The 24972-nt window shown below is 62.4% G+C and carries 23 protein-coding genes; 1 reads left to right on the forward strand and 22 read right to left on the reverse strand.

From position 1 onward, the window contains the following. Nucleotides 1-12: 12 nt before the first annotated feature. From BM136_RS04210 to ppsA, 3 genes are all read right to left on the reverse strand, one after another. The gene (locus tag BM136_RS04210) at nt 13-939 is read right to left on the reverse strand and encodes an SPFH domain-containing protein (RefSeq protein WP_092970524.1); all 927 of its coding nucleotides are present in this window, start codon (nt 937-939) and stop codon (nt 13-15) included. A 39-nt stretch (nt 940-978) separates the two neighbouring features. Further along, nucleotides 979-1404 (reverse strand): NfeD family protein, encoded by a 426-nt coding sequence (locus BM136_RS04215; RefSeq protein WP_092970526.1) that lies wholly within the window; start codon nt 1402-1404, stop codon nt 979-981. A 165-nt stretch (nt 1405-1569) separates the two neighbouring features. Next, nucleotides 1570-3957, reverse strand: coding sequence for a phosphoenolpyruvate synthase (gene ppsA, locus BM136_RS04220; protein ID WP_092970528.1), 2388 nt, complete (start codon nt 3955-3957; stop codon nt 1570-1572). Nucleotides 3958-4187: 230 nt separating this feature from the next. Between ppsA and BM136_RS04225 the strand changes: the two genes are divergently transcribed. Further along, nucleotides 4188-5039 (forward strand): posphoenolpyruvate synthetase regulatory kinase/phosphorylase PpsR, encoded by an 852-nt coding sequence (locus BM136_RS04225; RefSeq protein WP_092970530.1) that lies wholly within the window; start codon nt 4188-4190, stop codon nt 5037-5039. Nucleotides 5040-5111: 72 nt separating this feature from the next. On the opposite strand, the gene BM136_RS04230 is transcribed toward BM136_RS04225, so the two are convergent. The 19 genes from BM136_RS04230 to rpsB all read right to left on the reverse strand — a co-directional run bounded on the left by BM136_RS04230 (nt 5112) and on the right by rpsB (nt 24867). Then, on the reverse strand, nt 5112-6008 hold the full coding sequence (locus tag BM136_RS04230; protein WP_092970532.1) for a metal-dependent hydrolase: 897 nt from the start codon (nt 6006-6008) through the stop codon (nt 5112-5114). 32 nt (nt 6009-6040) lie between these two features. Beyond that, nucleotides 6041-7849 carry an SDR family oxidoreductase gene (locus BM136_RS04235; RefSeq protein ID WP_092970534.1) on the reverse strand — a complete coding sequence of 603 codons (1809 nt, stop codon included), beginning with the start codon at nt 7847-7849 and terminating at the stop codon, nt 6041-6043. A gap of 17 nt (nt 7850-7866) precedes the next feature. Then, on the reverse strand, nt 7867-8742 hold the full coding sequence (locus BM136_RS04240; protein WP_092970536.1) for a M24 family metallopeptidase: 876 nt from the start codon (nt 8740-8742) through the stop codon (nt 7867-7869). Nucleotides 8743-8884: 142 nt separating this feature from the next. Beyond that, nucleotides 8885-9667 carry a TrmH family RNA methyltransferase gene (locus BM136_RS04245; RefSeq protein WP_092970538.1) on the reverse strand — a complete coding sequence of 261 codons (783 nt, stop codon included), beginning with the start codon at nt 9665-9667 and terminating at the stop codon, nt 8885-8887. A gap of 22 nt (nt 9668-9689) precedes the next feature. Then, nucleotides 9690-10388 (reverse strand): ribonuclease HII, encoded by a 699-nt coding sequence (gene rnhB, locus BM136_RS04250; RefSeq protein WP_092970540.1) that lies wholly within the window; start codon nt 10386-10388, stop codon nt 9690-9692. 4 nt (nt 10389-10392) lie between these two features. Beyond that, entirely contained in the window at nt 10393-11526 is a 1134-nt protein-coding gene (lpxB, locus tag BM136_RS04255; RefSeq protein ID WP_092970751.1) for a lipid-A-disaccharide synthase, read from the reverse strand. A 41-nt stretch (nt 11527-11567) separates the two neighbouring features. Further along, nucleotides 11568-12383 carry an acyl-ACP--UDP-N-acetylglucosamine O-acyltransferase gene (lpxA, locus tag BM136_RS04260; RefSeq protein WP_012761904.1) on the reverse strand — a complete coding sequence of 272 codons (816 nt, stop codon included), beginning with the start codon at nt 12381-12383 and terminating at the stop codon, nt 11568-11570. Further along, nucleotides 12380-12883: a 3-hydroxyacyl-ACP dehydratase FabZ gene (gene fabZ / locus BM136_RS04265; protein ID WP_092970542.1), complete on the reverse strand. Its 504-nt coding sequence runs from the start codon at nt 12881-12883 to the stop codon at nt 12380-12382. The genes lpxA and fabZ overlap by 4 nt, the downstream gene beginning before the upstream one ends. Continuing rightward, nucleotides 12880-13953, reverse strand: a complete 1074-nt coding sequence (gene lpxD, locus BM136_RS04270; protein ID WP_092970544.1) for a UDP-3-O-(3-hydroxymyristoyl)glucosamine N-acyltransferase — start codon at nt 13951-13953, stop codon at nt 12880-12882. The genes fabZ and lpxD overlap by 4 nt, the downstream gene beginning before the upstream one ends. A 10-nt stretch (nt 13954-13963) precedes the next feature. Then, nucleotides 13964-14515 (reverse strand): OmpH/Skp family outer membrane protein, encoded by a 552-nt coding sequence (locus tag BM136_RS04275; protein WP_092970546.1) that lies wholly within the window; start codon nt 14513-14515, stop codon nt 13964-13966. Beyond that, on the reverse strand, nt 14515-16782 hold the full coding sequence (gene bamA / locus BM136_RS04280; RefSeq protein ID WP_368073437.1) for an outer membrane protein assembly factor BamA: 2268 nt from the start codon (nt 16780-16782) through the stop codon (nt 14515-14517). Before bamA ends, BM136_RS04275 begins: the two co-directional genes overlap by 1 nt. A gap of 145 nt (nt 16783-16927) precedes the next feature. Then, entirely contained in the window at nt 16928-18316 is a 1389-nt protein-coding gene (gene rseP / locus BM136_RS04285; RefSeq protein WP_092970548.1) for an RIP metalloprotease RseP, read from the reverse strand. An 86-nt stretch (nt 18317-18402) separates the two neighbouring features. Further along, entirely contained in the window at nt 18403-19593 is a 1191-nt protein-coding gene (ispC, locus tag BM136_RS04290) for a 1-deoxy-D-xylulose-5-phosphate reductoisomerase (protein WP_092970550.1), read from the reverse strand. Nucleotides 19594-19604: 11 nt separating this feature from the next. Further along, nucleotides 19605-20423 carry a phosphatidate cytidylyltransferase gene (locus BM136_RS04295; RefSeq protein ID WP_092970552.1) on the reverse strand — a complete coding sequence of 273 codons (819 nt, stop codon included), beginning with the start codon at nt 20421-20423 and terminating at the stop codon, nt 19605-19607. A 3-nt stretch (nt 20424-20426) separates the two neighbouring features. Further along, nucleotides 20427-21203, reverse strand: coding sequence for a polyprenyl diphosphate synthase (uppS, locus tag BM136_RS04300; RefSeq protein WP_092970554.1), 777 nt, complete (start codon nt 21201-21203; stop codon nt 20427-20429). A 52-nt stretch (nt 21204-21255) separates the two neighbouring features. Next, nucleotides 21256-21816: a ribosome recycling factor gene (frr, locus tag BM136_RS04305; RefSeq protein WP_092970556.1), complete on the reverse strand. Its 561-nt coding sequence runs from the start codon at nt 21814-21816 to the stop codon at nt 21256-21258. Nucleotides 21817-21991: 175 nt separating this feature from the next. Beyond that, on the reverse strand, nt 21992-22702 hold the full coding sequence (pyrH, locus tag BM136_RS04310; RefSeq protein ID WP_009238238.1) for a UMP kinase: 711 nt from the start codon (nt 22700-22702) through the stop codon (nt 21992-21994). Nucleotides 22703-22994: 292 nt separating this feature from the next. Then, nucleotides 22995-23873: a translation elongation factor Ts gene (gene tsf / locus BM136_RS04315; RefSeq protein ID WP_024975795.1), complete on the reverse strand. Its 879-nt coding sequence runs from the start codon at nt 23871-23873 to the stop codon at nt 22995-22997. Between the two features lie 250 nt (nt 23874-24123). Then, nucleotides 24124-24867: a 30S ribosomal protein S2 gene (gene rpsB / locus BM136_RS04320; protein WP_004626667.1), complete on the reverse strand. Its 744-nt coding sequence runs from the start codon at nt 24865-24867 to the stop codon at nt 24124-24126. Nucleotides 24868-24972 lie beyond the last annotated feature (105 nt).

A 24972-nucleotide genomic window follows, 5' to 3' on the forward strand; every position in this document is an offset into this window, starting at 1 on the left:
GCTTCCCGACTTTTACGCGTTCGGCCGTTGCTGCTTCACAATCGTCAACGCTGACGCAATCATCGTGCTCAGGTCGCCCATGTTGCCCGGCACGATGAGCGTGTTGCCCTGCTTGGCCAGGTTGCCGAACGCGCTGACATACTCTTCCGCCACCTTCAGGTTGACGGCATCGACGCCGCCCTCGGTACGAATGGCCTGACCGATCTTCTGGATTGCCTGCGCGTTGGCTTCAGCCACCGCCAGAATCGCCGCCGCTTCGCCCTGCGCCTTGTTGATCGCGGCCTGCCGTTCCCCTTCTGATTTTTGGATGGCGGCCTCGCGCGCACCAGATGCCAGGTTGATCTGCTCCTGGCGTTTGCCTTCGGATGCGGCGATCAGCGCACGCTTTTCACGCTCGGCCGTGATCTGCGCCTGCATGGCGTGCAGGATTTCCTTCGGCGGCGTCAGATCCTTAATTTCGTAGCGCAGCACCTTCACGCCCCAATTCGATGCGGCCTCATCCAGCGCATTGACCACGCTGTGGTTAATGAAGTCGCGCTCCTCAAACGTCTTGTCCAGTTCCAGCTTGCCGACGACCGAACGCAGCGTCGTCTGCGCCAGCTGGGTGATGGCGATCACGAAATTGCTCGAGCCATATGAGGCCCGCATCGGGTCGGTCACCTGGAAATACAGGATGCCGTCCACCTGCAGTTGCGTGTTGTCCTTGGTGATACAGATCTGGCTCGGCACGTCGAGCGGGATTTCCTTGAGCACGTGCTTGTAGGCCACACGATCAACAAAGGGCAGCACGATGTTGAGCCCCGGCGAGAGCGTCGCGTGATACTTGCCCAGTCGCTCCAGAATCCAGGCGTGCTGTTGCGGCACGATCTTGATGCCTTGCGCGATGAGCACGATGGCGGCAAACAGGACGATGATCGCGAGAGTCCCCAGCTCGAACATAGAACCTCCGTGGTTGGGCTTGTTGGTTGTTGTTGGCGGCTACCTGGGCGCGACGACAAGCACGTTGCCACGCACTTCGACGATCCGGAATTCGCCAGCGGCGGCCGATGCGTGCGGTGCAAGTTCGACATCCCATGCGGCGCCGCGATATTGCACGCGCGCGCGGCGCTCTGGCGACCAGGCATCGACACGCAACGTCTCGCCGATGTCCAGATTGACGTTGCGATTGCGCGCGGCACTCTCACGTGTGGTCCGTCCGTAGCGCGTGCGCCGCAGCCCGACGATGCCGAACACCGCCACGATGGCGGCCACGATGGTCTGAGCAGGAAACGCAAGGCCGATCAGCGCGGCGAGACCGCCAGCAACCAGCCCGATTGCCACCATCAGCAGATAGAACGTCCCCGTCATCAGCTCGCCGATGACGAGCAGCACGGCCAGAGAAAACCAGACGGTCTGAGCCGACATACTCCCTCTCCCGGAATCCCATGAAAAAACCCCCGCGACGCTGCACGTCTGCGGGGGCATGTCGCTCGGCCCCCGTCAGCGTTGGACGCTCTCGGGCACTTCGCGTTCTTGTTGGCGCGTACCCGTCAGGATACGCGCCTTGTCTTACGACGCTCCAGGTAGGAATTAAGCCGAACCCAGCTTCTGCCACGTGTCGATCACCGAATCCGGGTTCAGCGAGATCGACGAGATACCTTCCTTGGCCAGCCACTCGGCAAAGTCCGGATGGTCAGACGGGCCCTGGCCGCAGATGCCGACGTACTTGTCCATCGACAGCGCCGTGGAAATGGCACGCTGCAGCATGAACTTGACCGCCGGATCGCGCTCGTCGAAGTCCTTGGCCAGCAGCTCCATGCCGGAATCGCGATCCAGACCCAGCGTAAGCTGCGTCAAGTCGTTCGAGCCGATCGAGAAGCCGTCGAAATGCTGCAGGAATTGCTCAGCCAGGATCGCGTTGGACGGCACTTCGCACATCATGATCAGGCGCAGGCCGTTCTCGCCGCGCTTCAGACCGTACTTGGCCAGCAGCTCGACAACCTTCTCAGCCTGGCCGAGCGTGCGCACGAACGGCACCATCACTTCGACGTTGGTCAGGCCCATCTCGTCGCGCACGCGCTTCATGGCACGGCACTCCATCTCGAAGGCTTCAGCGAAGTCTTCGGCGATGTAGCGCGAGGCGCCACGGAAGCCCAGCATCGGATTTTCTTCGTCCGGCTCGTAGCGCGAACCACCGATCAGCTTCTTGTACTCGTTGGACTTGAAGTCGGACAGACGCACGATCACGGGCTTCGGATAAAACGCCGCGGCGATCGTGGCAATGCCCTCGGCCAGCTTGTCAACGTAGAACGCACGCGGGCTGGCATGGCCGCGAGCCACGCTTTCCACGGCCTTCTTCAGGTCGCTGTCAACCTGCGGGTAGTCGAGGATCGCCTTCGGGTGAACGCCGATGTTGTTATTGATGATGAATTCCAGACGGGCCAGGCCCACGCCGCCGTTCGGGATTTGGCAGAAGTCGAACGCCAGTTGCGGGTTGCCGACGTTCATCATGATCTTGGTGCTGATCGTCGGCATTTCGCCGCGCTGGACTTCCGTGATTTCGGTTTCCAGCAAGCCGTCGTAGATCTTGCCTTCGTCGCCTTCGGCGCACGAGACCGTCACGAGCGTGCCGTCCTTCAGCAGATCGGTTGCATCGCCGCAGCCGACCACCGCCGGCACACCCAGCTCACGCGCGATGATGGCCGCGTGGCAGGTACGGCCGCCACGGTTGGTGACGATGGCCGAGGCGCGCTTCATCACCGGCTCCCAGTTCGGGTCGGTCATGTCGGCAACCAGCACGTCGCCGGGCTGCACACGCTCCATTTCAGCCGGATCGTTGATCACGCGCACCGGACCCGTGCCGATCTTCTGGCCGATGGCGCGGCCGGTGGTCAGCACCGGTGCCGAGCCCTTCAGGCGGAAGCGCTGCTCAACCTTGCCGTGCGACTGGCTCTTCACCGTCTCCGGGCGTGCCTGAAGGATGTAGATCTTGCCGTCCTTGCCGTCGCGGCCCCACTCGATATCCATCGGGCGACCGTAATGCTTCTCGATGATGACGGCGTACTTGGCCAGCTCCGTCACATCCGCATCGCTGATGGAGTAACGGTTGCGGAGTTCGCCCGGCACGTCGACGGTCTTCACGCGGCCTTCTTCGCCCGGCGCGGTGAATTCCATCTTGATCAGCTTGGAGCCGATCGAGCGGCGGATGATCGGGTATTTGCCCGCGGCCAGCGTCGGCTTGAAGACGTAAAACTCGTCCGGGTTCACGGCACCCTGCACCACCGTTTCGCCCAGGCCGTAGCTGGAGGTGATGAAGACGACCTCCTGGAAGCCCGATTCGGTGTCGATCGTGAACATCACGCCCGAGGCGCCGCAGTCCGAGCGCACCATGCGCTGGATGCCGGCCGACAGGGCCACCACATCATGGGCGAAGCCCTTGTGCACGCGGTAGGAAATCGCACGGTCGTTGTACAGCGAAGCAAACACGTGCTTGATCTTGTCGAGCACGTCATCGATGCCGAGAACGTTGAGATAGCTCTCTTGCTGACCGGCGAACGACGCGTCAGGCAAGTCTTCGGCGGTGGCCGACGAGCGCACCGCGAACGATGCCTCGGCGCCTTCGCGGGCCGACACGCGAGCGTACGACTCGCGAATCTCTTGCTCCAGTCGAGGCTGGAACGGTGCGGTGGCGACCCACTCGCGGATCTCCTTGCCGGCGGCAGCCAGCGCCTTGACGTCGTCAACGTCGAGGCTGGCCAGACGCTGCGAGATGCGCTCGGTCAGGTTGTTATGTGCAAGGAAATCGCGGAACGCCAGTGCCGTGGTGGCAAAACCGCCTGGAACGCGCACGCCGGCGCCATCCAGCTGGGAAATCATCTCGCCCAGCGAAGCGTTTTTACCGCCGACGACCTCAACATCGGTCATCCGCAATTGCTCGAACGGCAGCACATAGGCGCCGTCTTGCGACAGGTTAGTCATACAAGCCCCTAAACTAAGTGAAAAACCGGTCGGATGCGCACGGGGCTTTCTTCTTGTCGTCTGGCCGCGCGAATCGCTTGGCTAAACCATCCGGATGCCCTGCCAGGATTGCCGCCGTGGCGTTGCCCAGCAGGCGATAGGCCCGAATTGCTTAGCTAAACGATCGCCGCTATTCTACCGTGCCGCAGCACGATTTCCTGCTGGCGTGCTGGAAAAACCCCTCGTTTTCGATGACCGACTTCGCCACCGCATCTCCCAACCGCACACCGTTCCGCACCGTTTTCATTGTGTCGGATGGCACCGGGATCACCGCAGAAACGTTCAGCCACTCGATCCTGGCGCAGTTTGAGATGAAATTCCGCCAGGTGCGGATTCCCTTTGTCGACACGATCGACAAGGCGCATGTTGCCGTCGCAAAGATCAACGAAGCGTTTCACGCCGAAGGGGTCAGGCCGATCGTCTTCACCACATTGGTGGATGCCGAGGCAAACGAGATCGTCCATCGGGCCAAGGCCACCATCCTGGACATGTTCCAGACCTTCATCGAGCCGCTCGAGAAGGAGCTGAACCTCAAGTCGACCCACGCCATCGGCCGCTTTCACCAGAACGCCGACACCGAGGCGTACAAAAACCGCATCGAAGCGATCAACTTTTCACTTGCGCACGATGACGGGCAGTCACACAAGAACTTGGCCGAGGCGGATGTGATCCTGGTGGGGGTATCGCGCAGCGGCAAGACGCCGACCAGCCTGTACCTTGCGATGCAATATGGCGTGAAATCGGCCAATTACCCGCTCATTCCAGACGATTTCGAGCGCGGCAAGCTGCCCACGGTGCTGTACGACTACAAGAGCAAGATTTTCGGGCTGTCGATCGATCCTCAGCGCCTGTCGGAAATCCGCAATGAACGTCGCCCAGGCAGCAAATATGCCGCCCTGGAAAATTGCCGCTACGAGATCAATGAAGCCGAATCGATGATGCGGCGCGAGGGCATCAAGTGGCTGTCGTCAACGCACAAGTCGATCGAAGAGATTGCCACAACGATCCTGCAGGACGTCAAGATGGACCACAACAACTACTGAGCGCGCGGTACTCCCAAGCCTCAAACGCAACGGCCGGCATTGCACCGGCCGTTTTGCCTTTCTGCTGCCCAGTCAGGCGCGATCGCGCACCCAGTTGCCGCCATGCGCCGCGGCTTGCGCTGCTGGCGACGTTTCCAGATAGGCCAGCGCCTGCTCGGTCGAGCCTTCGTGATGCGGCGTATAACTGGGCCGGAAATAGCGCAACGCGGCCCCGAGCATTTTCCAGAACGATGGCAGGCAGTGACGCCGCGAGCCATGCCACCAGCCGCGGATAAAGCCAGGGAACTTGCCCGCCCCCGGATCGCGCTTGAACATGAAGCGGAAGCCCGTCACCAGGAAGTACAGCAGCAACAGGATCGTGGTCAGCATGTGGAAGCAGCGCTCAAGATACGAGCCGCCCATGTGCCGAAAGATGTCGAACGCGACGGTGCGGTGCTCAACCTCTTCTGCACCGTGCCAGCGCAGCAAGTCCAGCATGACAGGATCGGCGTGGGCGGCATCCAGCCCCTTTGCATTGAGCACCCAGTTGCCCAGATAGCCGAAAAAGTGCTCAAGCGCAGCGATGATGCCGAGCTGCTGCCGCAGCCAGAAGCGCGTGTGGCCGATCCTCAGACCCAGCGGCTGTTCGCCAAGCACCTGGGAGAACAGCCAGTCGAGGCGCTTGGTGAAAGGCTGGGTATCGATGCCGTGGTCTTTGTAGTAATGCGTCAGCACGCCGCCATGCGAGCGCGAGTGAACAGCCTCCTGGCGCAGGAATCCCTCGGCGTCGGCGCGCAGCTTGGTGTCGGTAATCAGCGGCAGCGCCTTGTTGTAGACGCGGCAAAACCACAGCTCACCGGCGGGAAACAGCAGGTTCAGGATGTTGATGATGTGTGTGCTGGACGGGTCGCCCGGAATCCATTGGATGGGCGTGTCCTTCCAGTCGAAACGAACGTGGCGGGCCTTGATGAAGTAATCGGGCGCGGTCATGGTGGTCTCCTGATGTTCTTGCCTGCGCGGGCTCAATGCCCCGCCATGCTTACGCGCGCGATCAGCCGGCTGAGCCACTGTGCATAGCGCGAGATGAAGCGCGACGAGTGCGCCTCGATGCCAATCGTGACAACGGGCTTGTTGCGCTGAACCGCCCTGAACATGGCTTTCGCCACGGTCTCGGGCTTGAGGCCGCGCAACTGGTAGAGCTTGGTCGCGCGGGCGCGCAGCTGGGCCTGTTTCGCCTCGGTCGTGCCGGCGTAGACGGTAGAGGCCATGATTCCGGTCTCGGCAAAACCGGGGCAGATGGCCGACACGCCGATGCCCTGGCCGGCCAGCTCGCCGCGCATGCATTCGGACAGCATCAGCACCGCGGCCTTCGTCGTCGCATAGGCGGCAAGATCGCGCGATGGCGCAAAGGCAGCCGCCGATGCGGTGTTCAGGATGTGCCCGCCCTGCCCGCGCGCGACCATCTGTTTGGCGAACAGCCGGGCGCCATGGATCACGCCCCACACGTTCACGTGCAATATGCGTTGCCAATCGCGCTCGGACGTGTCGACAATGCCGCCCGCCATGCCGATGCCCGCGTTGTTGACGACGATGTCGGCGCCGCCGAGGTCCTTGCCGACCCAATCGACCAACGCTTCCATCTGCTCGGCATTCCCGACGTCGGCGGTACGCGCCCACGCCTTGCCGCCGGTGAGGCGAATGAGCTTGGCGGTGCGCTCTGCGTCTTCGGCTCGTATGTCGACGGCGACAATGGCTGCGCCTTGCTCCGCGAATTCCAGCGCCGCGCAACGGCCAATGCCGCTACCGGCCCCCGTGATGACAGCGAGCTTGCCGGAGAGCGGTTTGCGCTCGCCATGCTGACGCGCGCGTTGCAGTGCTTCGGATTCCGGCTTGCCCTCGGCATGCTCGATCAGCTCGCGCGCCATTTCCGCCATGCGTGCGGCATGCGTGACGGGCAGCCAATGCCGCGCTACCACTTCACGGCGCCAATACTGCGGCACCCAGCGCGAGAGGTCTTCGGACAACGCGGGGCTGACGTACTTGTCCAGCGTAGGCACGATCACCTGCACCGGCGCGTGGGCGACACGCTTGCGCGGCGTGAACAAGCTGCGGATGAAGTTGGCGCGATACAGCGACACACCGCGCACGCCATCGGCCGTCTGCGTGGCGCGCGGCACGATGGCGGTCTTCTCCACGCGACGCAGCACATGCGGCCACGCGCGCCCGAGCCACAGGCGCCAGCTCAGTTCCGGCACGATCGGCAAATGAAACAGCAACACGTACCACGAGCGCACGAGCTGCCCCAGCATCTTGCCCAGCGACGACGGCGTGGGGTGCAGCAGTCGCGCGCGCATCCAGTAACCCACGTGGTCGAGGCACGGCCCGGAGCAGGATGTGTAGGAGGCAATGCGCCCGCGCAGGCGCTCCTCCGTCACGAATTCCCATGACTGGATCGAACCCCAGTCGTGCGCGATCAGGTGCACGGGCTTGCCTGGGCTCAGCGTATCGATCACGGCGATGAAGTCGTCGGTCAATCGCGCGAAGGTGTAATTGCGCATCCCTTTGGGCGAACTTGACTTGCCGGCACCACGCACGTCGTAGGCAATGACGTAGTAGTCGCGCGCGAGCAGCGGTGCCATCTCGTGCCAGACCTCGCTGTTGTCAGGGTAGCCGTGCACGAGTACGACGGTCGGATGCGCCGGGTCGCCCCAGGTCTTGACGGCGAGCGCGACGCTGCCGGACTGCACCGTCCGCGCCGAATAGTCTTTGGTTGAAACCGCTGCGGTCGATTCGAACAACGCCAGCGGAGCCTCTTCAAGCAGCGTTTTCATGTGAACCTCCTCGCACGTCAAGCGGCGCGCTGCTGCGCGAGCTGACGCTGGTGCCAGCGGCGCACGTGCGGCAGATCGTCGTCGAGCCAGTAGGCGTCGTCTTCGGTTATGACGAGCAACTCCTCGAACTTGGCCCCGACGCCGTGGAAGCCCAGGTGCGGTTCGACAGCCCACAGGCCCGGCACCGGCGCGTGTTCGGATCGACGGTCAATCGACCACAGCGGCGACCACCCTTCCTGCTTGCCACTGCGTACCTGGTCGAGGATCAGATTGCGCGTGGCATTCAACCCGAACCGCGCAACGAAACGCGGCTTGGATGGGCTGTCCAGCTTGGCCACGCGATGCGCCAGCACTTTGAACGGATACGCCTTGTGACGCGGCTCCACGCCCTGCTTCATGCAGAGCTGGTCCACCGCGCGTGCCACGTCGGCCATCGACCGACGTTCGCGGATCATGCGCACGATCAGTTCGCGATGCGCCATCAGATCGTCCTGCAGTTGTTCGAGGATGGCGTTCTCGCCAAGGCACATGGCATAGCCCACATCGGCGATCACGCCATTGCGCACGGGCGCCACGTCCAGGATGACCGGCATGTTTTCCTCCAGCCGCCGCGACGACGGAAAGAACGCCAGGTTGAAGCCGGCCATGTGTGTGAGGCCCGAAAAGCCCTGGAACGCCGTGCGATCGCCAAACCAGGCGAACGGCTTGTGCAGCCAGTCCTGGACGCCACGATCGCAGAGCCACTCAGTGAGCAGCTTGGCCGCGTCCTTCTCGGTCATGCCGGGGCGCAGCATCCCGCCGACGGCCTCGACGCACGCGTAGGCGAGTTGCTGGATTTCGCGGAACTGGGCGAGTTCGTCGACATGGACGCGCGCCAGGGTGGGGTTCGGCATGCCGGTCTCCTTGAGTGTGGGTATCGGGGGCGCTCATTGGCACCGCGCTCAATGTTCCATTACTCAATGGCAAAGTCAATGCGGGACTTTTCTGGCGTTTGAAAACGCCGTGTGACCGGTAATCGATAGAGAAAAAGAGGGATTAGCCCGCGCGGCGTTGTCGCACGGCCTCAAACAGACAGATGGCTGCTGCGGCAGCCACATTGAGCGATTCCATGCCGCCCGGTTGCGGAATCGTCACAGGCGTCGTCACGGCAGAAAGCCATTCTTCTGACACGCCCGCGCCCTCGTTTCCGAACACCCAGCCGACGGGCGCCTTGAGCGGCACATCAAATACAGCCTGCTTGGCGTGCGACGACGTCGCCAACAGCGGCACTTGAAGCCGCGAATGCACGCTCTCGAACGTGCAGTGTTCAACGATGTTCAGGTGGAAATGCGCGCCCATGGCGGCGCGCAATGTCTTGGCCGACCACGCGAACGCGCAGCCCTGCGTCATGAACACATCACGCACACCGGCAGCAGCCGCACAGCGCAAGATTGAACCGACGTTGCCGGCATCCTGAATGCCATCAAGAATCACGCAATCCGCATCAATGGTTTGCGGCAACTTGCCTTCCGGCGTCTCGACCAGGGCCATCAGATCGACGCCGTTGACGACGGTGGTGAGCTGAGCAAACAGGTTGTCCGCCAGCAGAATGACGGTATCCGGATCAACGCGCTCGAGCACCGCGGCCACTTCCGGGTGCCGGATGTGGCGCTCGGAAACTAGGCATTGTGCCGGCATGTGGCCCGCATCCAGATACGCCGTGACCAGATGCACGCCATCGAGCACGGATTGCCCCGCGCGCCGACGATGCTGCGTCGAGCCCGAAAGCGCCTTGAGATGCTTGAACACCGCGTTGTCGCGGGAAGTGATGTGCTTCACGAATGGGCCCAGCAGAAAAAGGTCAGTCGTCCCAAGCGCTGCCTGCAGCGGTGGTTTCGATACTGATAGCGCTCATCCCTTCCAGCGCACGACGCACGGGCGCGAACGAGCGGCGATGATGGGGTGTCACACCATGCAGGTCGATCGCCGCCAGATGCTGCGGCGTGCCATAGCCGGCATGGACGTCAAAACCGTAGAGCGGAAACTCGATATGCAGCGCCGCCAGTTGGCGATCGCGCGTCACCTTCGCCAGGATGGATGCCGCTGAAATGGCCGGCACCAGCGCATCGCCCTTGACGATGGCCTCCACCGCAAACGCGATCTGTGGGCAGCGATTGCCATCCACCTGCACGAGATCGGGCAGCGTGCCCAACGCGGCCACGCCCTGCACCGCACGCTGCATGGCCAGCATGGTCGCGTGCAGGATGTTGATGCGATCGATTTCCTCGACGGTGGCTTCGGCCACGTGCCAGGCGAGCGCCTTTTCGACGATCTCGTCGTACAGCGCCTCGCGCTTCTTGGCGGTCAGGACTTTGGAGTCGGCCAAGCCCTTGATCGGCTTGCGCGGATTGAGAACGACCGCCGCAGCCGTCACCGGTCCTGCCAATGGCCCGCGTCCAGCCTCGTCCACACCACAAAGGATGCGACGCGCACGCTTGGCCGCCGGCTCTTGCGAGAGCAGCAGGCCAAGCTGGTCGGGATTGGGTTTGCGGGACGCCATGGGCTCAAAGCTTACCGCGACTGCGCAGCAGATCGACCACGACTTTCGCGCCGATCTCCGCCATGTTCTGCTTGAGCGTGAGGTGCATCTGCGTGAAGTGTTCCCGCAGGAACGTCGCGTTGCCATGGTCGCTCAACTGCAGCAACGTTTCACGCGCGAGTGCCTCGGGCGTTGCGTCATCCTGCAGCAATTCCGGTACGACAAAGCGGCCGGACAGGATGTTCGGCAGCCCCACGTACGGCAGATAACCCTTGCGCTTCATGATCTGCGCCGTCAGCCAGGGCACCTTGTACGTGATGACCATCGGCTTCTTGTACAACGCCGCTTCCAGCGTGGCCGTACCGCTGGCCAGCAGGATGACGTCAGCCGCTTCCATGGCTGCGTGCGACTGGCCATCAACGACCCACAGATGCAGTCCTGGGTGCTCGGCGCACATCGCATCGATACGCTCGCGCAGCGTCGCATTGGCCGCGGGCAGCACAAAAGCCAGATCCGGTTCGACCGCCTGCATACGCGACATCGCCGCAAACAGCGTCGGCCCGAGATGCTTCACTTCGGAATTGCGGCTGCCCGGCAGCACTGCAACGACTTTACGGCCCAACGGCAGGCCGAGGCGCGTACGTGCGCCTTCTACGTCCGGCTCCAGCGGAATCTCATCCGCAAGCGGATGCCCGACGTACGTGGCCGGAATGCCGGCCTTGGCGTAAATCTCGGGCTCGAACGGGAACAAGCAGAGGATATGGTCGACCGCGCGGGCGATCGTCTTGATACGGCCGGCACGCCACGCCCAGATCGACGGACTCACGAAATGCACCACCGGCACACCCGCCTGCCGCATGGCGATCTCGACGTTGAAATTGAAGTCCGGCGCATCGACGCCGATGAAGGCCAGCGGCGGCCTCTCCAGCAGGTCTTGCTTGAGTTCCTTGCGGATCGTGAGAATCTCGCGCAGCTGGCCGAGCACTTCCACGTAGCCGTTGACCGACAGCTTGTGCATCGGCCAGTTCGACTGGAAACCCTGCTCCGTCATGCGGGTCCCGCCGATTCCGTTGTAGGCGATATCGGCGGGCAGTTGTGCGTGCAACCCCTTGAGCAGCAGCGAGGCCAACAAATCGCCGGAAGCCTCGCCGGCCACCATGCCGATGCGGCGCACCGGCGCGGTGTTCTGAAGCGACTCGCTCAACGCACGATGCCGCGCTTGGTAGCGGCGATGAAATCAGCAAACGCGGTCAACACCTCGCGCGTGGGGGCGTCATCCGTCTGAGCGATCTGGGCGGCGATTTCCGCCTTGGCCTGATCAAAACTCAGATCGCTCTTGTAAAGCAGCTTGTACGCTTGGCGCAGACCAGTGATCTGCTCCGCGGTAAAGCCACGGCGGCGCAAGCCTTCCACGTTGATGCCGTGCGGTGCGGCCTTGTTGCCGCCCTTGTCGCTTGCAGCAATCACGAACGGCGGCACATCCTGCACTAGCGCCGATGCGCCACCGAGCATGGCATGCGCGCCGATACGCACGAACTGGTGCACGCCCGACATGCCGCCGAGAATCGCCCAGTCACCGACTTCCACGTGACCCGCGATCTGCGCGTTGCTCGAGAACACCGTGTGGTTGCCCACGCGGCAATCGTGCGCGATATGCACGTAGGCCATGATCCAGTTATCGTCGCCGATGGACGTGATACCGGCATCCTGCGCAGTGCCGGTATGGATCGTGGTGAATTCGCGGATGGTATTGCGATCGCCGACGATCAGTTGCGTCGGCTCGTCGCGATACTTCATATCCTGCGGGCGGCCGCCCACCGATGCAAAGTGGCCGATGCTGTTGTCGCGACCCAGCGTCGTGTAGCCCTCGACCACCGTGTGGTGGCCGACGCGCGTGCCCGCACCCATGCGCACGTTCGGGCCCACGACCGTAAACGCGCCGATCTCGACGCTCGAATCGAGTTCGGCCTTCGGATCAATCTGCGCGGTCGGGTGGATCTTCTGTGCTTGCGTCATGCCTCGCCCTTGGACTTGTCTTCGCGCACGGCACACATGATTTCGGCTTCCACGGCGACTTCGCCGTCAACCTTGCCGTACACCTTGAACTTCCACATACCGCTCTTCGAGCGCAGCAGCTCAGCCGTCATCACAAGCTGGTCGCCCGGGATCACCTGCCGCTTGAAGCGTGCACCATCGATGCTCACGAACAGGTAGAGCTGGTTTTCCTTGCGCTCGTGGTCCGCCTCGCCGAAAGTCAGCAGCGCTGCGGTTTGCGCGAGCGCCTCGAGCATCAACACGCCCGGCATCACCGGATGGCCAGGGAAGTGCCCGTTGAAGAACGGCTCGTTGAACGTCACGTTCTTGATGGCCGTAATCGACTTGCGCGGCTCCAGCGAAATCACGCGGTCAACCAGCAGCATCGGGTAGCGATGCGGCAGCAGGTCGAGAATCTTCTTGATGTTGAAATCGCAGACGACGCTGGGGGTCGCGCTCGTCGCATTCGTTGCTTCGGTCATGATTGTTGCTGCAGGTCTTTGACCCGCTGTTCCAGTTGTTGCAACCGTTCGCGCATGCGCGTCAGGCCTCGGACGATGGCTGCGTTACGCTCCCAGTCGCCGTGCGGCATGAATGGGAAAACGCTGGTGAAATGGCCACCGGGCTTGGTGATGGATTTGGTAATGGAGGTGCCGCCCGAGACGGTCACGCGGTCCGCGATCGTCAGATGGCCGGCAAAATTGGCGGCCCCGCCGATGATGCAGTAGCGCCCGATCTTTGTGCTGCCCGAAATGGCAGCGCAGCCGGCGATAACGGTATAGGCGCCCACATGCACGTTGTGGGCGATCTGCACCTGGTTGTCGATCTTGCAGCCCTGCTCGACCACCGTATCGGCCATCGCACCTCGGTCGATGGCAGTGTTCGCGCCGATCTCTACGTCGTCGCCAATCACGGCCCGGCCGATCTGCGGAATCTTCACCCATTCGCCGCCCTGCGGACCGAAGTCGGGTGCAAAGCCGAAGCCATCCGCGCCGATCACGACGCCGCTATGCACAATGCAGCGCGCACCGACCACGCAGCCGTGGTAAATCGAAACGTTCGCGTAGAGCAGCGTGTCATCGCCAATGCGGGCACCGGCGCCAACGAAACTGTTGCCCACGATGCGCACACGCTCGCCGAGCACCGCGCCAGCTTCGATGGTTACGTTCGGGCCAATGGAGCACGACGCTGGCACCGTGGCGCCCTCTTCCACGCTGGCAGTCCGGTGAATGCCAGGCACAACGGGGCGCGCCGCCAGCGCAACAAAGCGCTGGGCGACACGAGCAAACGCAGCATACGGGTTGGCAGCGATGAGCCAGTTCCGGCCAGCAGCGTGGCCTTGGCTTTCGAGCGTTTCCAGATCGCGGGGCGACACGATGATCGCCCCCGCACCGGAACTCACAGCCTGATTGAGGTACAGCGGATTGGAGAGAAAAGCGAGCTGATCGGCGCCCGCTTGATCCAGCGGCGCGATCGACTTGACGATCAGGCCTGCGTCACCCTGGACGGTCGCGCCGAGCGACGCAGCAAGTTCACCAAGCGAAAACGACATGCGAACAACCTCATTTGGCCGATTGCGAATTCAGCGACTTGAGCACTTCGTCCGTGATGTCGATGCGCGGGTTCACGTACACGGCTTCCTGCACGATCAGGTCGTACTTGCGCTGCTCTGCAATCGAACGGATCACACGGTTGGCGCGCTCGAGCACCTGGGCCAGCTCTTCGTTGCGGCGTTGGTTCAGGTCTTCACGGAATTCGCGCTGCTTGCGCTGGAAGTCGCGATCCAGGTCCGACAGTTCACGCTGACGGCGGGTGCGATCGGAATCGGCCAGCACGGCCGAATCCTTGTCCAGCTTGTCCGACATGCCCTTGAGCTTGGCGGCCATGTCCTGCAGCTCGCGGTCGCGCTTGGCGAACTCGGTTTCCAGCTTGGCCTGGGCGGCCTTGGCAGGCTGCGAGTCGCGCAGGATGCGCTCCGAATTGACGGCTGCGATGCGCGCTTCCTGCGCCGTGGCCGGCAGCGCAAAGCTGGCTGCGGCAAGTGCGGCGAAAGCAGCGGACGCGCCCATGCGGGACAACGTGATGCGCGTGGATTTCATGATGAATGCAGTCATTAGAATGCAGTCCCAATCTGGAACTGGAAGCGTTGCGTTTGATCTTCGGTCTTGCGCTTGATCGGGAAGCCCATGCTGATCTTGAGCGGACCGATCGGCGACAGCCACGACAGACCGAAACCAGTCGAGTAGCGCATGTCGCCCAGCTTGTATGGCTGACCTTCGGCGAACACGTTACCGTAGTCAAAGAACGTGAACAGGCGGACGGTGCGGTCCACGCCCGAACCCGGCAGCGGGAAAATGAATTCCACGTTGCCGACGAACTTGCTGGCGCCACCGATGGCCACGCCGTTGGCGTCGCGCGGGCCCAGCGTGCTGGTTTCGTAACCGCGCACCGAGCCAATACCGCCGGCGTAGTAGTTCTTGAACACCGGGAAGTCCTTGCCGCCGTAACCGTGGCCGTACCCGATTTCGTTGTTGAACGCCATCGTGAACGACTTCGACAGCGGGTAGAAATACTGGTGCTGATAGTACGCGCGGAAGTACTGCAGATCGCCGCCCGGAATACCGAACTCCAGGTTGGCCTGCTGATAGCGGCCACGCGTCGGCACCAGCGCACTGTCACGCTGATCCTTCGACCAGCCAATGGTGATCGGAAAGTTGTTGGTGATACGGCCGTTCTTCGCGACGTAGTTCTGGTAGGCCAGCGGCGTGTTGGTTGTCACGTCGATAGTCGTGCGCTCGTAGCCAATGCCGAAGAAGACGGTATCGGTTTCCGAGAACGGCACGCCAAACTTGACGTTGCCACCCTGTTGCACGACACGATAGTCTTGGTCACCCGTGTAGTACAGCGGGCGGTACGTGCGGTAGTACAGCTCGGTTGAACGACTGATGCCATCCACCGTGAAGTACGGATCGAACTGCGTCACAGCAATGGTGCGGTTCGACTTGGACGTGTTCACATCCAGGCCAAGGCTCGTGCCGGAGCCGAACACGTTGTCCTGACGGATACCCGCCGACAGCACCAGCTTGTCGGTCGACGAGAAGCCCACGCCCAGGTTGATCTGGCCGGTCGGCTTTTCGGTCACGTTGACGTTCACATCGACCTGGTCGGTCGTACCGGGCACGTCTTCCGTCGTGATGTTCGCATCGGTGAAGTAACCCGTACGGTTCACGCGGTTCTGCGAAAGCTGCAGCTTCTCGCCATCGAACCACGAGGCTTCCATCTGGCGCATTTCGCGGCGCACGACTTCGTCGCGGGTCTTGCTGTTGCCGACAACGTTCACGCGACGCACATACACGCGGCGGCCCGGATCGACCACCAACGTGAGCGCAACCGTGCGGTCCTTCTGGTTGATCTGCGGCTGCGGATTGATGGTGGCGAAAGCGTAACCGTACGTGCCAAGCAAATCGGTAATCGACTTGGTCGTCGACGACAGCTTGGCCGAAGAGAAGACATCGCCCTGCTTGAGCTTGATGAGCTTCTCCATCTCGGCCTGCTTGCCCAGCAGCTCGCCGGTCAGCTTGATGTCCGATACCTTGTACTGCTCACCCTCGTGGATGTTCAGCGTCAGGTAAATATCCTTCTTGTCGGGCGTGATCGATACCTGGGTCGACTCGATGGCGAATTCCAGGTAGCCACGATCCAGATAGAACGAGCGCAGCGCTTCCAGGTCAGCCGTGAGCTTCTGCTTGGAGTACAGATCGTTCTTGGTGTACCACGACAGCCAGTTCGGCGTGGACAGTTGCATCTCGTCGCGCAGGTCGCCTTCCTTGAAGGCCTTGTTGCCGACGATATTGATCTGGCGAATCTTGGCGGTCGGACCTTCGTCCACCGTGAACGTGATCGACACACGGTTGGCATCGACCGGCGTAACGGTGGTCGTCACCTCGGCAGCGTAGTAGCCGCGCGAAACATACTGGCGCTTGATTTCCTGCTCGGCACGGTCGATGAGAGACTTGTCGTAGTAACGGGCCTCAGCCACACCCACGCCGCGCAGCGTGCGGCGCAGCGCTTCCTTGTCGAACTCTTTGAAGCCGATGAACTCAAGCTGCGAGATCGCCGGACGCTCTTCCACGCGCACCACCAGCACATTGCCTTCGGAGCGGATCTGAACGTCCTTGAAGAAGCCGGTGTTGTAGAGCGCGCGAATCGATTCCGCGCCCTTCTCGTCGGTGAAGGTCTCACCCACCTTCACAGGCAGATAGCCGAACACGGTGCCCGGCTCGACGCGCTGCACCCCCTCCACGCGAATGTCCTTGACGACGAACGGCTCCACTGCATGAGCCTGACCGGCAGTAACGGTCAGCACGGAAGCCGCCAGCACGCTGAGCGGGAAGCGATGTTGTCTGATCAATCTAATCCCCTAGTTGGATTCAATCGGAATCCACTTCTGAGTGTTTTCAAAACCCTGAGTTGCCCGCTCACGCCGGTGGCAACGATGCAGCTAACCGACCCAGTTTGAATACGGTCTAGCCACGAGTCAGAAACAACCGACTCAAATCGTTGTACAGGGCGAGCGAAGTGAGAAGCAGGATGCAGGCGACGCCGATCTTCTGAAGGACTGCTTGCCAGGATTCCGGCACGGGTCGGCCAGTCAAAAATTCCACGCAATAATACAGCAAATGCCCCCCATCCAATACCGGAACGGGCAATAAGTTCAGCACGCCGAGGCTGACGCTGATCAACGCGAGAAAGCTCACAAACGTCTGCCAGCCAAGGCTTGCCGCCTTGCCGGCAAAGTCCGCCACCGTGATCGGTCCGCTCAGGTTCTGCAGCGATGCCTGACCGACGATCATCTTGCCCAGGACCTGCAGCGACAGCACCGAAGTCCGCCAGACCTCGCCCACGGCGTGACCCAAGGCGGCAACCGGCTCGTCTCGGATCATCGCCGTTTCCACCTTCTGGTTGAGCTGCGCGCCGAGCTTGCCGATCTTCGGCCCCGCGGGGTTCTTGGGATCGGCGTCGGCATCTGGGCGAACGGGCAACGTCATGGGCTGATCGTTGCGCAGAATATCGATCGACGCGTTTTGCTCAGGCATGGCGCGGATCTGGCGGATGAGGTCCATCGCCTGATCGGCGGGCTGGCCCGCGAAGCGAACGATCTGATCGCCGGCTTTCAACCCGGCGCGTGCCGCGGCACTGGCAGGAAGCACGTCGACAATGGTGACGGGACCGCCCAGCAGGCGCAAACCGATCTGGTCAATCACGTCTGCCTGCGGCGTACGGGCCGCGCTCGGCAAGCCGTGCAGACGGACGGTGCGCTCGGCACCATCGGTGCCGCGCACTTGTACAAGCGCGTCGCGCCCCGCGATGCCGGCCGAATACAACCGCATGCGGACATCGCTCCAGCTGCGCACGGGCGCAGGTGTTTCATCGTCCGTGCCGATTGCGATCACGCGGTCCCTGGCATGCAGGTCGGCCTGGGCGGCAATGCTGCCAGGTGGCGGAGCGCCGAGGATAGGCAACGGCTCGATTGCGCCGACCCATGCCAGCACTGCATAGAGCGCAATCGCGAGCAGGAAATTGGCGATCGGGCCAGCAGCCACGATGGCAAACCGCTTGTAGACCGGCTGTTGATCGAAGGTGCGCGGGAGGTCTTCGGGGAAGATGGGCGGGTCTTTCTCGGGGTCTCGCGATCCCTCGCCCAGCATCTTGACGTAGCCGCCCAGCGGAATGGCGCAGATCGCCCATTCGGTGCGGTCAGGGCCGCGGCCCACATGGCGGAACAGCACCTTGCCGAAGCCAACGGAAAACCGGAGCACCTTCACGCCGCACAGGCGCGCGACGCTGTAGTGGCCCAATTCGTGAATGACGATCAGTACCGCGATCGCAAAGACAAACGCTAAAACGGTCTGCAAAACCTTCTCCGGATGCACTGAAGGGCAGGCGCGGGGCTGCGCCGCGCGAAGCCGCTATGTTACTCGCTTGCTCTGACAGCGCGCTTTCACGCGGCCGGCAGTTGCGCGCATACGGTCGCGATATAGCGTTCAGCCTGCAGACGCGCTTGGGCGTCGGCTTCAAAAACAGTGTCGAGCGAGTCGGCGGGCACGATGGAGGTACGGGAGAGCGTGTCGCCCACCACGGCTGCAATCTCGGTGAACCGGATGCGGCGCTGCAAAAATGCTTCGACAGCCACCTCGTTGGCCGCGTTCAGTGCAGCAGGTGCCGTACCACCGGCGCGCAGTGCGTCAAAGGCCAGCGCCAAGCAAGGGAAACGCCGCAGGTCCGGCGCCTCGAACGTCAGCGCGCCCGTGGTGACAAGATCGAGCAGCGGAACACCGGCGTCGATGCGTTCGGGATATGCCAAGCCGTAGGCAATCGGCGTGCGCATGTCCGGGTTGCCGAGCTGCGCCAGCACCGAGCCATCGTCGTAGCCAACCATCGAATGGATGACACTCTGCGGGTGGATCAGGACTTCGAGATGCTCGACAGGCACGCCGAACAGCCAGTGGGCCTCGATCACCTCCAGCCCCTTGTTCATCATGGTGGCGGAGTCGACGGAGATCTTGCGTCCCATGACCCAGTTCGGATGCGCGCAAGCCTGATCTGGCGTGACATCCGCAAGGGACTCCACAGCGCGCGTGCGGAACGGGCCACCCGATGCCGTCAGCACGATGCGCGACACGCCCCGCGCGAACTGCGGAACTTGCTGCGGCAAGCATTGGAAGATGGCGTTGTGCTCGCTGTCGATCGGGAGCACGGTGGCGCCATACTGACGCACGGCGTCCATGAAGAGCGCGCCGGACATCACCAGCGCCTCCTTGTTGGCCAGTAGCACGCGCTTGCCGGCGCGCACGGCGGCAAGCGTCGGACGCAAGCCGGCCGCCCCAACGATAGCGGCCATCACAGCATCGCAGTCGGGGTGGGCGGCAGCCTCTTCCAAGGCCTCGGTGCCAGAACGGATTTCGATGCCGCCAGCATCTGCGCCAAGCTGGTCACGCAATGCCTCCGCCGTCGCGACCGAACCCAGCACCGCCATCTTCGGGCGAAACTCACGGCAGAGCACCGCGAGCTTGTCGGCCTGCGCGTTGGCGGTTAGTGCAAAAACGCTGTACTTGTCGGGATGACGGCGCACCACGTCGAGCGTGCTGTCGCCAATGGAGCCGGTGGCGCCAAGAACGGTCAAACGCATCATGTTCAGACGCCTCAGGAAATCAGCAGCGCAGCCAGCGGAAACACCGGCAGCAGCGCGTCGATGCGATCGAGCACACCGCCGTGGCCGGGCAACAGGCCGCTGCTGTCTTTCATGCCGACCTGACGCTTGAGCAGGGATTCAAACAAATCACCGCCAATGCTTGCAGCGACGAGCAAGATGGTCAGCGCCAGAGCCGTGACCGCGCCGCGCTGGTCCAACTCGTACGAGAACCACGTCGGTGCAAACCAATGCGTGATGCCGGCCACGCTGGCGATCACCGCAACCAGCACGGCACCGCCGATTGCACCTTCCCACGATTTGCCCGGACTGATGGTCGGAGCAAGCTTGCGACGACCAATGGCCTTGCCGACAAAATACGCGCCAACATCAGCCGCCCACACGAGCAATGCCACCGAAAGCAAAAAGGCGACGCCATGCGTGCGTAATTCAATGGCGCCATGCACGAACGCGGGCAGCATCACCAAGCCCAACAGCGTGAACACGACCCTGCGCGTGCCATGCAACTCGCGCACGCCGCCCGCCAGCAACGCCCAGGCGATCACCCATGCGATCACCGCGCCATGGAACAACGGCTGCACATCACCGCGAATGGGAATGTCGTGCCAGGCGATCGTCAGCATGACGACAACGACCGCATAGAGAATCGGCCCCCACCAGCCGGGCAGGCGCACGAGACGTCCCCACTCCCACGCGGCGAGGGCTGCAAATACCGTCACGAGCCCGGCCAGGCCGGCGGGCGGCGCGAAGAACAGAATGGGCAGGATGACAATCAGCAGGCAGACAGCGGTAATGACGCGAGTCAGCAGCATGTGTCAGGCTCCGGCGGATAGCGCGGGGGGAACATCGGGCTCGAGCTGCGCGCTGGTACGGCCGAAGCGGCGCTCGCGGTTGCGATACCACGCAAAGGCGCGATCGAGTTCTGCGGCATCGAAGTCGGGCCAGTAGCGATCGGTGAAGTACAGCTCGGAATAGGCAAGCTGCCACAGCAGAAAGTTGCTGATGCGCTGCTCGCCGCCGGTGCGGATAAACAGATCCGGCTCCGGCGCGTAAGACAGGGCCATGTACGGCGCAAGCATTTCTTCCGTGATGGCGTCGGGTGCAATGCCCGGCTGCGCCGCCAACAAGGCGCGCATGGCTTGCAGGATGTCCCAGCGCCCACCGTAGTTGGCGAGGATCGTGACAGTCAGACCGGGGTTGGCAGCCGTCTTGGTCTCAGCTTCGCGAATCAAAAGCTGGATGCGCGGGCTGAACGCCGACAAATCGCCCACCACGCGCAGGCGGATGCCGTTGTCATGGAGCTTGCTCACTTCGCGGCGCAGGGCCGTCATGAACAGCTTCATGAGAAAGGTGACTTCCTCGGCCGGACGGCGCCAGTTTTCGGAGCTGAAGGCAAACAGCGTCAGGTAGCCGACGCCACGTCGCGCAGCAGCTTCAACAGTGGCACGTACGGCGTCGAGGCCGCGACTATGCCCCGCCACGCGCGGCAGATGCCGTTCGGTGGCCCAGCGGCCGTTACCGTCCATGATGACGGCAACGTGGCGCGGCGTATCGGCGGTGTCAGGCACCGCAAGTGTGGAACTAATATGCATGAATCGGGCTTCCCGCCACCTGCGCCCAATGCGCCGGCGGCGGGAGACGGCCTTACACCGTCATGATTTCCTTGTCTTTCTCGGCGACCAGCTTGTCGATCTCGGCGACGAACTTGTCGGTCAGCTTCTGAACGTCGTCTCCGCCGCGACGCTCGTCGTCTTCCGAGATGGCCTTGTCCTTCACCAGCTTCTTGAGCTGTTCGTTGGCATCGCGACGCAGGTTGCGCACGGCCACCTTGGCATCTTCGCCCTCACCCTTCACGACCTTGGTCAGTTCCTTGCGACGCTCCTCGGTCAGTGCGGGAGTCGGCACGCGAATGATGTCACCCATGGTTGCGGGGTTCAGGCCGAGGTCCGCTTCACGGATGGCCTTCTCGACGGCTTGCACCATCTTCTTTTCCCACGGTTGCACGCCAATCGTGCGTGCATCCACCAGGGTCACGTTGGCCACCTGGCTGATCGGCACCATCGAGCCGTAGTAGTCGACTTGCACGTGATCGAGCAGACCGGTGTGGGCACGGCCAGTACGGATCTTGGCCAGATCCGTCTTGAGAGCCTCGATCGACTTCTGCATCTTCTGCTCGGCATTCTTTTTGACATCGGCGACGCTCATACTTCCTCCGAACGATAACGGCGGCCTGCCAACTTGCGCCCCGGAAAACGACACAGGGCACCGGCAAGACCAAAAAGACAATAGGCGATTTTACATGGAAGCCGCTCGCCAACGCCATTTACGCAGGGTCAGCGAACGGTAAAAAAGGTGCCTGCAAGCAGGCTCGCCGCTGGCTTTAGACGTGCACCAGCGTGCCTTCGTCTTCACCCAGGATCACCCGCTTGAGTGCGCCCGGTTTCTGGATCGAGAACACCTTGATTGGCAGCTTCTGATCTCGGCACAGCGCAAATGCAGTCGCATCCATCACCTGCAGGTTGCGCGAGATGGCTTCGTCGAACGTGATGGTGGTGTAGCGGGTGGCGCTCGGGTCCTTCTTCGGATCGGCGGTGTACACGCCGTCCACCTTGGTGGCCTTGAGGACGATCTCAGCACCGATTTCCGAGCCGCGCAGTGCAGCGGCGGTGTCGGTCGTGAAGAACGGGTTGCCGGTGCCGGCGGCGAAAATCACGATCTTCCCTTCTTCCAACTGGCGGATCGCGCGGGGACGGATATACGGCTCGACCACTTGGTCCAGCCGCAGCGCCGATTGCACACGGCCTTCGAGGTTGGCATGACGCATGGCGTCTTGCAGGGCCAGGGCGTTCATCATGGTGGCCAGCATGCCCATATAGTCGGCCGTGGCACGGTCCATGCCTGCGGCGCCGCCCGCGACACCGCGGAAGATGTTGCCGCCGCCGATCACCACTGCCACCTGCACGCCCAGCTTCACGATTTCGGCGATATCGTTAACCATCCCTTCGATGGTGCTGCGGTTGATGCCAAAGGCATCGTCGCCCATCAGGGCTTCGCCGGAAAGTTTGAGTAGAACGCGCTTATAGGCAGGCATGGAGATCCTCGTGACGATTCCTGGTACGGGAAACAGGAAAAGGGAAATGACGCTGCGGATATGACAACGATGCGCAAAGCGGGGACTTCGCACATCCCGCAACCTTCTTGCGCGGAAGCCGTCAGAAAACACCCCCGACGATGCCCGCGCAAGCAGGCTGCACCTGCAAACAGGGCACCTTTCGGTGCCCTGTTTGTTCGGCATTATACGGCTGCGCCAATGGTGGAAACGACACCTCCCGGCCTGCGCCGGGGTGTGAATCGCCGCACCATCGAAAACGGCCGTCGCAGCATTACGCCTGTTGCTTGGCAGCGGCCACCTGGGCAGCCACTTCAGCAGCGAAGTCGTCTTGCTTCTTCTCGATGCCCTCGCCCACCACGTACAGCGTGAAAGCCTTCACGGTCGTGTTGGCAGCCTTGAGCATTTGCTCAACGGTTTGCTTGTCGTTCTTCACGAACGGCTGGTTCAGCAGCGAGACTTCCTTCAGGTACTTCTGCACGCTGCCTTCCACCATCTTGGCAACGATTTCAGCCGGCTTGCCCGATTCCGCGGCCTTCTGTTCAGCAACGCTGCGCTCCTTGGCAACCAGCTCGGCCGGCACGTCATCAGCCGACAGCGACACCGGCTTCATGGCGGCAGCCTGCATTGCTGCATCCTTGGCCGCCACTTCGTTGCCTTCGAATGCCACCATCACGCCGATGCGAGTGCCGTGCAGGTACGAAGTCAGCTGGGTGCCTTCAAAACGCTGGAAGCGGCGGATCGTCATGTTCTCGCCGATCTTGCCGATCAGGCGGGTACGCACGGCCTCAACGGTTTCGTCGCCGATCGACAGCGCCGACAGGGCAGCCACGTCAGCCGGGTTCTTCTGAGCGATCAGCTTGGCAACATCGTTGGTGAAGGCCAGGAAATCGTCGTTCTTCGAGACGAAGTCGGTTTCGCAGTTCACTTCGACCAGGGCGCCCGTGGTGCCCTCGACGAACGCGGCAACCACGCCTTCAGCGGTGACGCGGCTCGAAGCCTTGCCGGCCTTGTTGCCCAGCTTCACGCGCAGGATCTCTTCGGCCTTTTCCAGGTTGCCTTCGGCTTCGGTCAGGGCCTTCTTGCATTCCATCATCGGCGCGTCGGTCTTCGCGCGCAGTTCTGCAACCATGCTTGCGGTAATTGCCGCCATTCTCATGCTCCTTGTTTCAGATCGTCGTCCGGTCGCAAGCGGAATCTTCGCCTCGCGCCGGCCTGTCGTCCGGTTTCCATCCGGCCGCCCCACGAAATACGACGCGCGTGGGACATCCGCATGACAAATTTCAAAAAAAAGGGGCGTTTGTTACGCGCCCCTGTCTGGCCATCGGCCCCGATGCGTTGCACCAGGTGCGGCCTGGCACACGTCCCGCGCATTCAAGCCGCGGGCGCACGCCTTCTTGTCTTTAGCCTTCTTGGACTTCGACGAAGTCGTCGCCACCGCGAGCAGCTTCAACCACTTCCTGAACCGCATTGGCGCGGCCTTCCAGGATCGCGTCTGCCACGCCGCGCACGTACAGTGCAACAGCCTTGCTCGAGTCGTCGTTACCCGGGATGACGTAGTCGATGCCTTCCGGCGAGTGGTTCGTGTCAACCACGCCGATCACCGGAATGCCCAGCTTAGCGGCTTCGGTCACGGCAATCTTGTGGTAGCCAACGTCCACCACGAAGATGGCGTCCGGAATGCCGCCCATGTCCTTGATGCCGCCAATGGACTTCACCAGCTTGTCCATTTCGCGCTCGAACATCAGTGCTTCCTTCTTGCTCATGGTTTCGGTCGCGCCGGCTTCCTTGGCGACTTCCATGTCCTTCAGGCGCTTGATCGAGGTCTTGACCGTCTTGAAGTTGGTCAGCATGCCGCCGAGCCAGCGGCTGTCGACGAACGGCATGCCTGCGCGAGCCGCTTCTTCAGCCAGGATCTCGCGCGATTGACGCTTCGTGCCGACGAACAGAATGGTGCCCCGGTTGGCTGCCAGCTGGCGCACGTACTTCAGTGCGTCCTGGTACATCGGCAGCGTCTTTTCCAGGTTAATGATGTGAATCTTGTTGCGATGGCCGAAGATGAAGGGGGCCATCTTGGGGTTCCAGAAGCGAGTCTGGTGGCCAAAGTGGACACCGGCTTCCAGCATTTCGCGCATGGTCACGGACATGAAATTCTCCAGTCGGGTTAGGTCTGAAGCCGCCTCAGACATCCGTTGCATGCGTTACGACGGACACCCGCGGTGAAGCGGCTCGCGATTTCAAGCGCCACCGAC

It is taken from the genome of Ralstonia sp. NFACC01 (genome assembly GCF_900115545.1).
GTDB classification, from domain to species: domain Bacteria; phylum Pseudomonadota; class Gammaproteobacteria; order Burkholderiales; family Burkholderiaceae; genus Ralstonia; species Ralstonia mojiangensis.

What these genes read in the sequence shown, in the direction of transcription:
- BM136_RS04210 (WP_092970524.1), bottom strand. Translation starts at nt 939, where the DNA reads ATGTTCGAGCTGGGGACTCTCGCGATCATCGTCCTGTTTGCCGCCATC.
- BM136_RS04215 (WP_092970526.1), bottom strand. Translation starts at nt 1,404, where the DNA reads ATGTCGGCTCAGACCGTCTGGTTTTCTCTGGCCGTGCTGCTCGTCATC.
- ppsA (WP_092970528.1), bottom strand. Translation starts at nt 3,957, where the DNA reads ATGACTAACCTGTCGCAAGACGGCGCCTATGTGCTGCCGTTCGAGCAA.
- BM136_RS04225 (WP_092970530.1), top strand. Translation starts at nt 4,188, where the DNA reads ATGACCGACTTCGCCACCGCATCTCCCAACCGCACACCGTTCCGCACC.
- BM136_RS04230 (WP_092970532.1), bottom strand. Translation starts at nt 6,008, where the DNA reads ATGACCGCGCCCGATTACTTCATCAAGGCCCGCCACGTTCGTTTCGAC.
- BM136_RS04235 (WP_092970534.1), bottom strand. Translation starts at nt 7,849, where the DNA reads ATGAAAACGCTGCTTGAAGAGGCTCCGCTGGCGTTGTTCGAATCGACC.
- BM136_RS04240 (WP_092970536.1), bottom strand. Translation starts at nt 8,742, where the DNA reads ATGCCGAACCCCACCCTGGCGCGCGTCCATGTCGACGAACTCGCCCAG.
- rnhB (WP_092970540.1), bottom strand. Translation starts at nt 10,388, where the DNA reads ATGGCGTCCCGCAAACCCAATCCCGACCAGCTTGGCCTGCTGCTCTCG.
- lpxB (WP_092970751.1), bottom strand. Translation starts at nt 11,526, where the DNA reads ATGGTGGCCGGCGAGGCTTCCGGCGATTTGTTGGCCTCGCTGCTGCTC.
- lpxA (WP_012761904.1), bottom strand. Translation starts at nt 12,383, where the DNA reads ATGACGCAAGCACAGAAGATCCACCCGACCGCGCAGATTGATCCGAAG.
- fabZ (WP_092970542.1), bottom strand. Translation starts at nt 12,883, where the DNA reads ATGACCGAAGCAACGAATGCGACGAGCGCGACCCCCAGCGTCGTCTGC.
- lpxD (WP_092970544.1), bottom strand. Translation starts at nt 13,953, where the DNA reads ATGTCGTTTTCGCTTGGTGAACTTGCTGCGTCGCTCGGCGCGACCGTC.
- BM136_RS04275 (WP_092970546.1), bottom strand. Translation starts at nt 14,515, where the DNA reads ATGACTGCATTCATCATGAAATCCACGCGCATCACGTTGTCCCGCATG.
- ispC (WP_092970550.1), bottom strand. Translation starts at nt 19,593, where the DNA reads ATGATGCGTTTGACCGTTCTTGGCGCCACCGGCTCCATTGGCGACAGC.
- BM136_RS04295 (WP_092970552.1), bottom strand. Translation starts at nt 20,423, where the DNA reads ATGCTGCTGACTCGCGTCATTACCGCTGTCTGCCTGCTGATTGTCATC.
- uppS (WP_092970554.1), bottom strand. Translation starts at nt 21,203, where the DNA reads ATGCATATTAGTTCCACACTTGCGGTGCCTGACACCGCCGATACGCCG.
- frr (WP_092970556.1), bottom strand. Translation starts at nt 21,816, where the DNA reads ATGAGCGTCGCCGATGTCAAAAAGAATGCCGAGCAGAAGATGCAGAAG.
- pyrH (WP_009238238.1), bottom strand. Translation starts at nt 22,702, where the DNA reads ATGCCTGCCTATAAGCGCGTTCTACTCAAACTTTCCGGCGAAGCCCTG.
- tsf (WP_024975795.1), bottom strand. Translation starts at nt 23,873, where the DNA reads ATGGCGGCAATTACCGCAAGCATGGTTGCAGAACTGCGCGCGAAGACC.
- rpsB (WP_004626667.1), bottom strand. Translation starts at nt 24,867, where the DNA reads ATGTCCGTGACCATGCGCGAAATGCTGGAAGCCGGTGTCCACTTTGGC.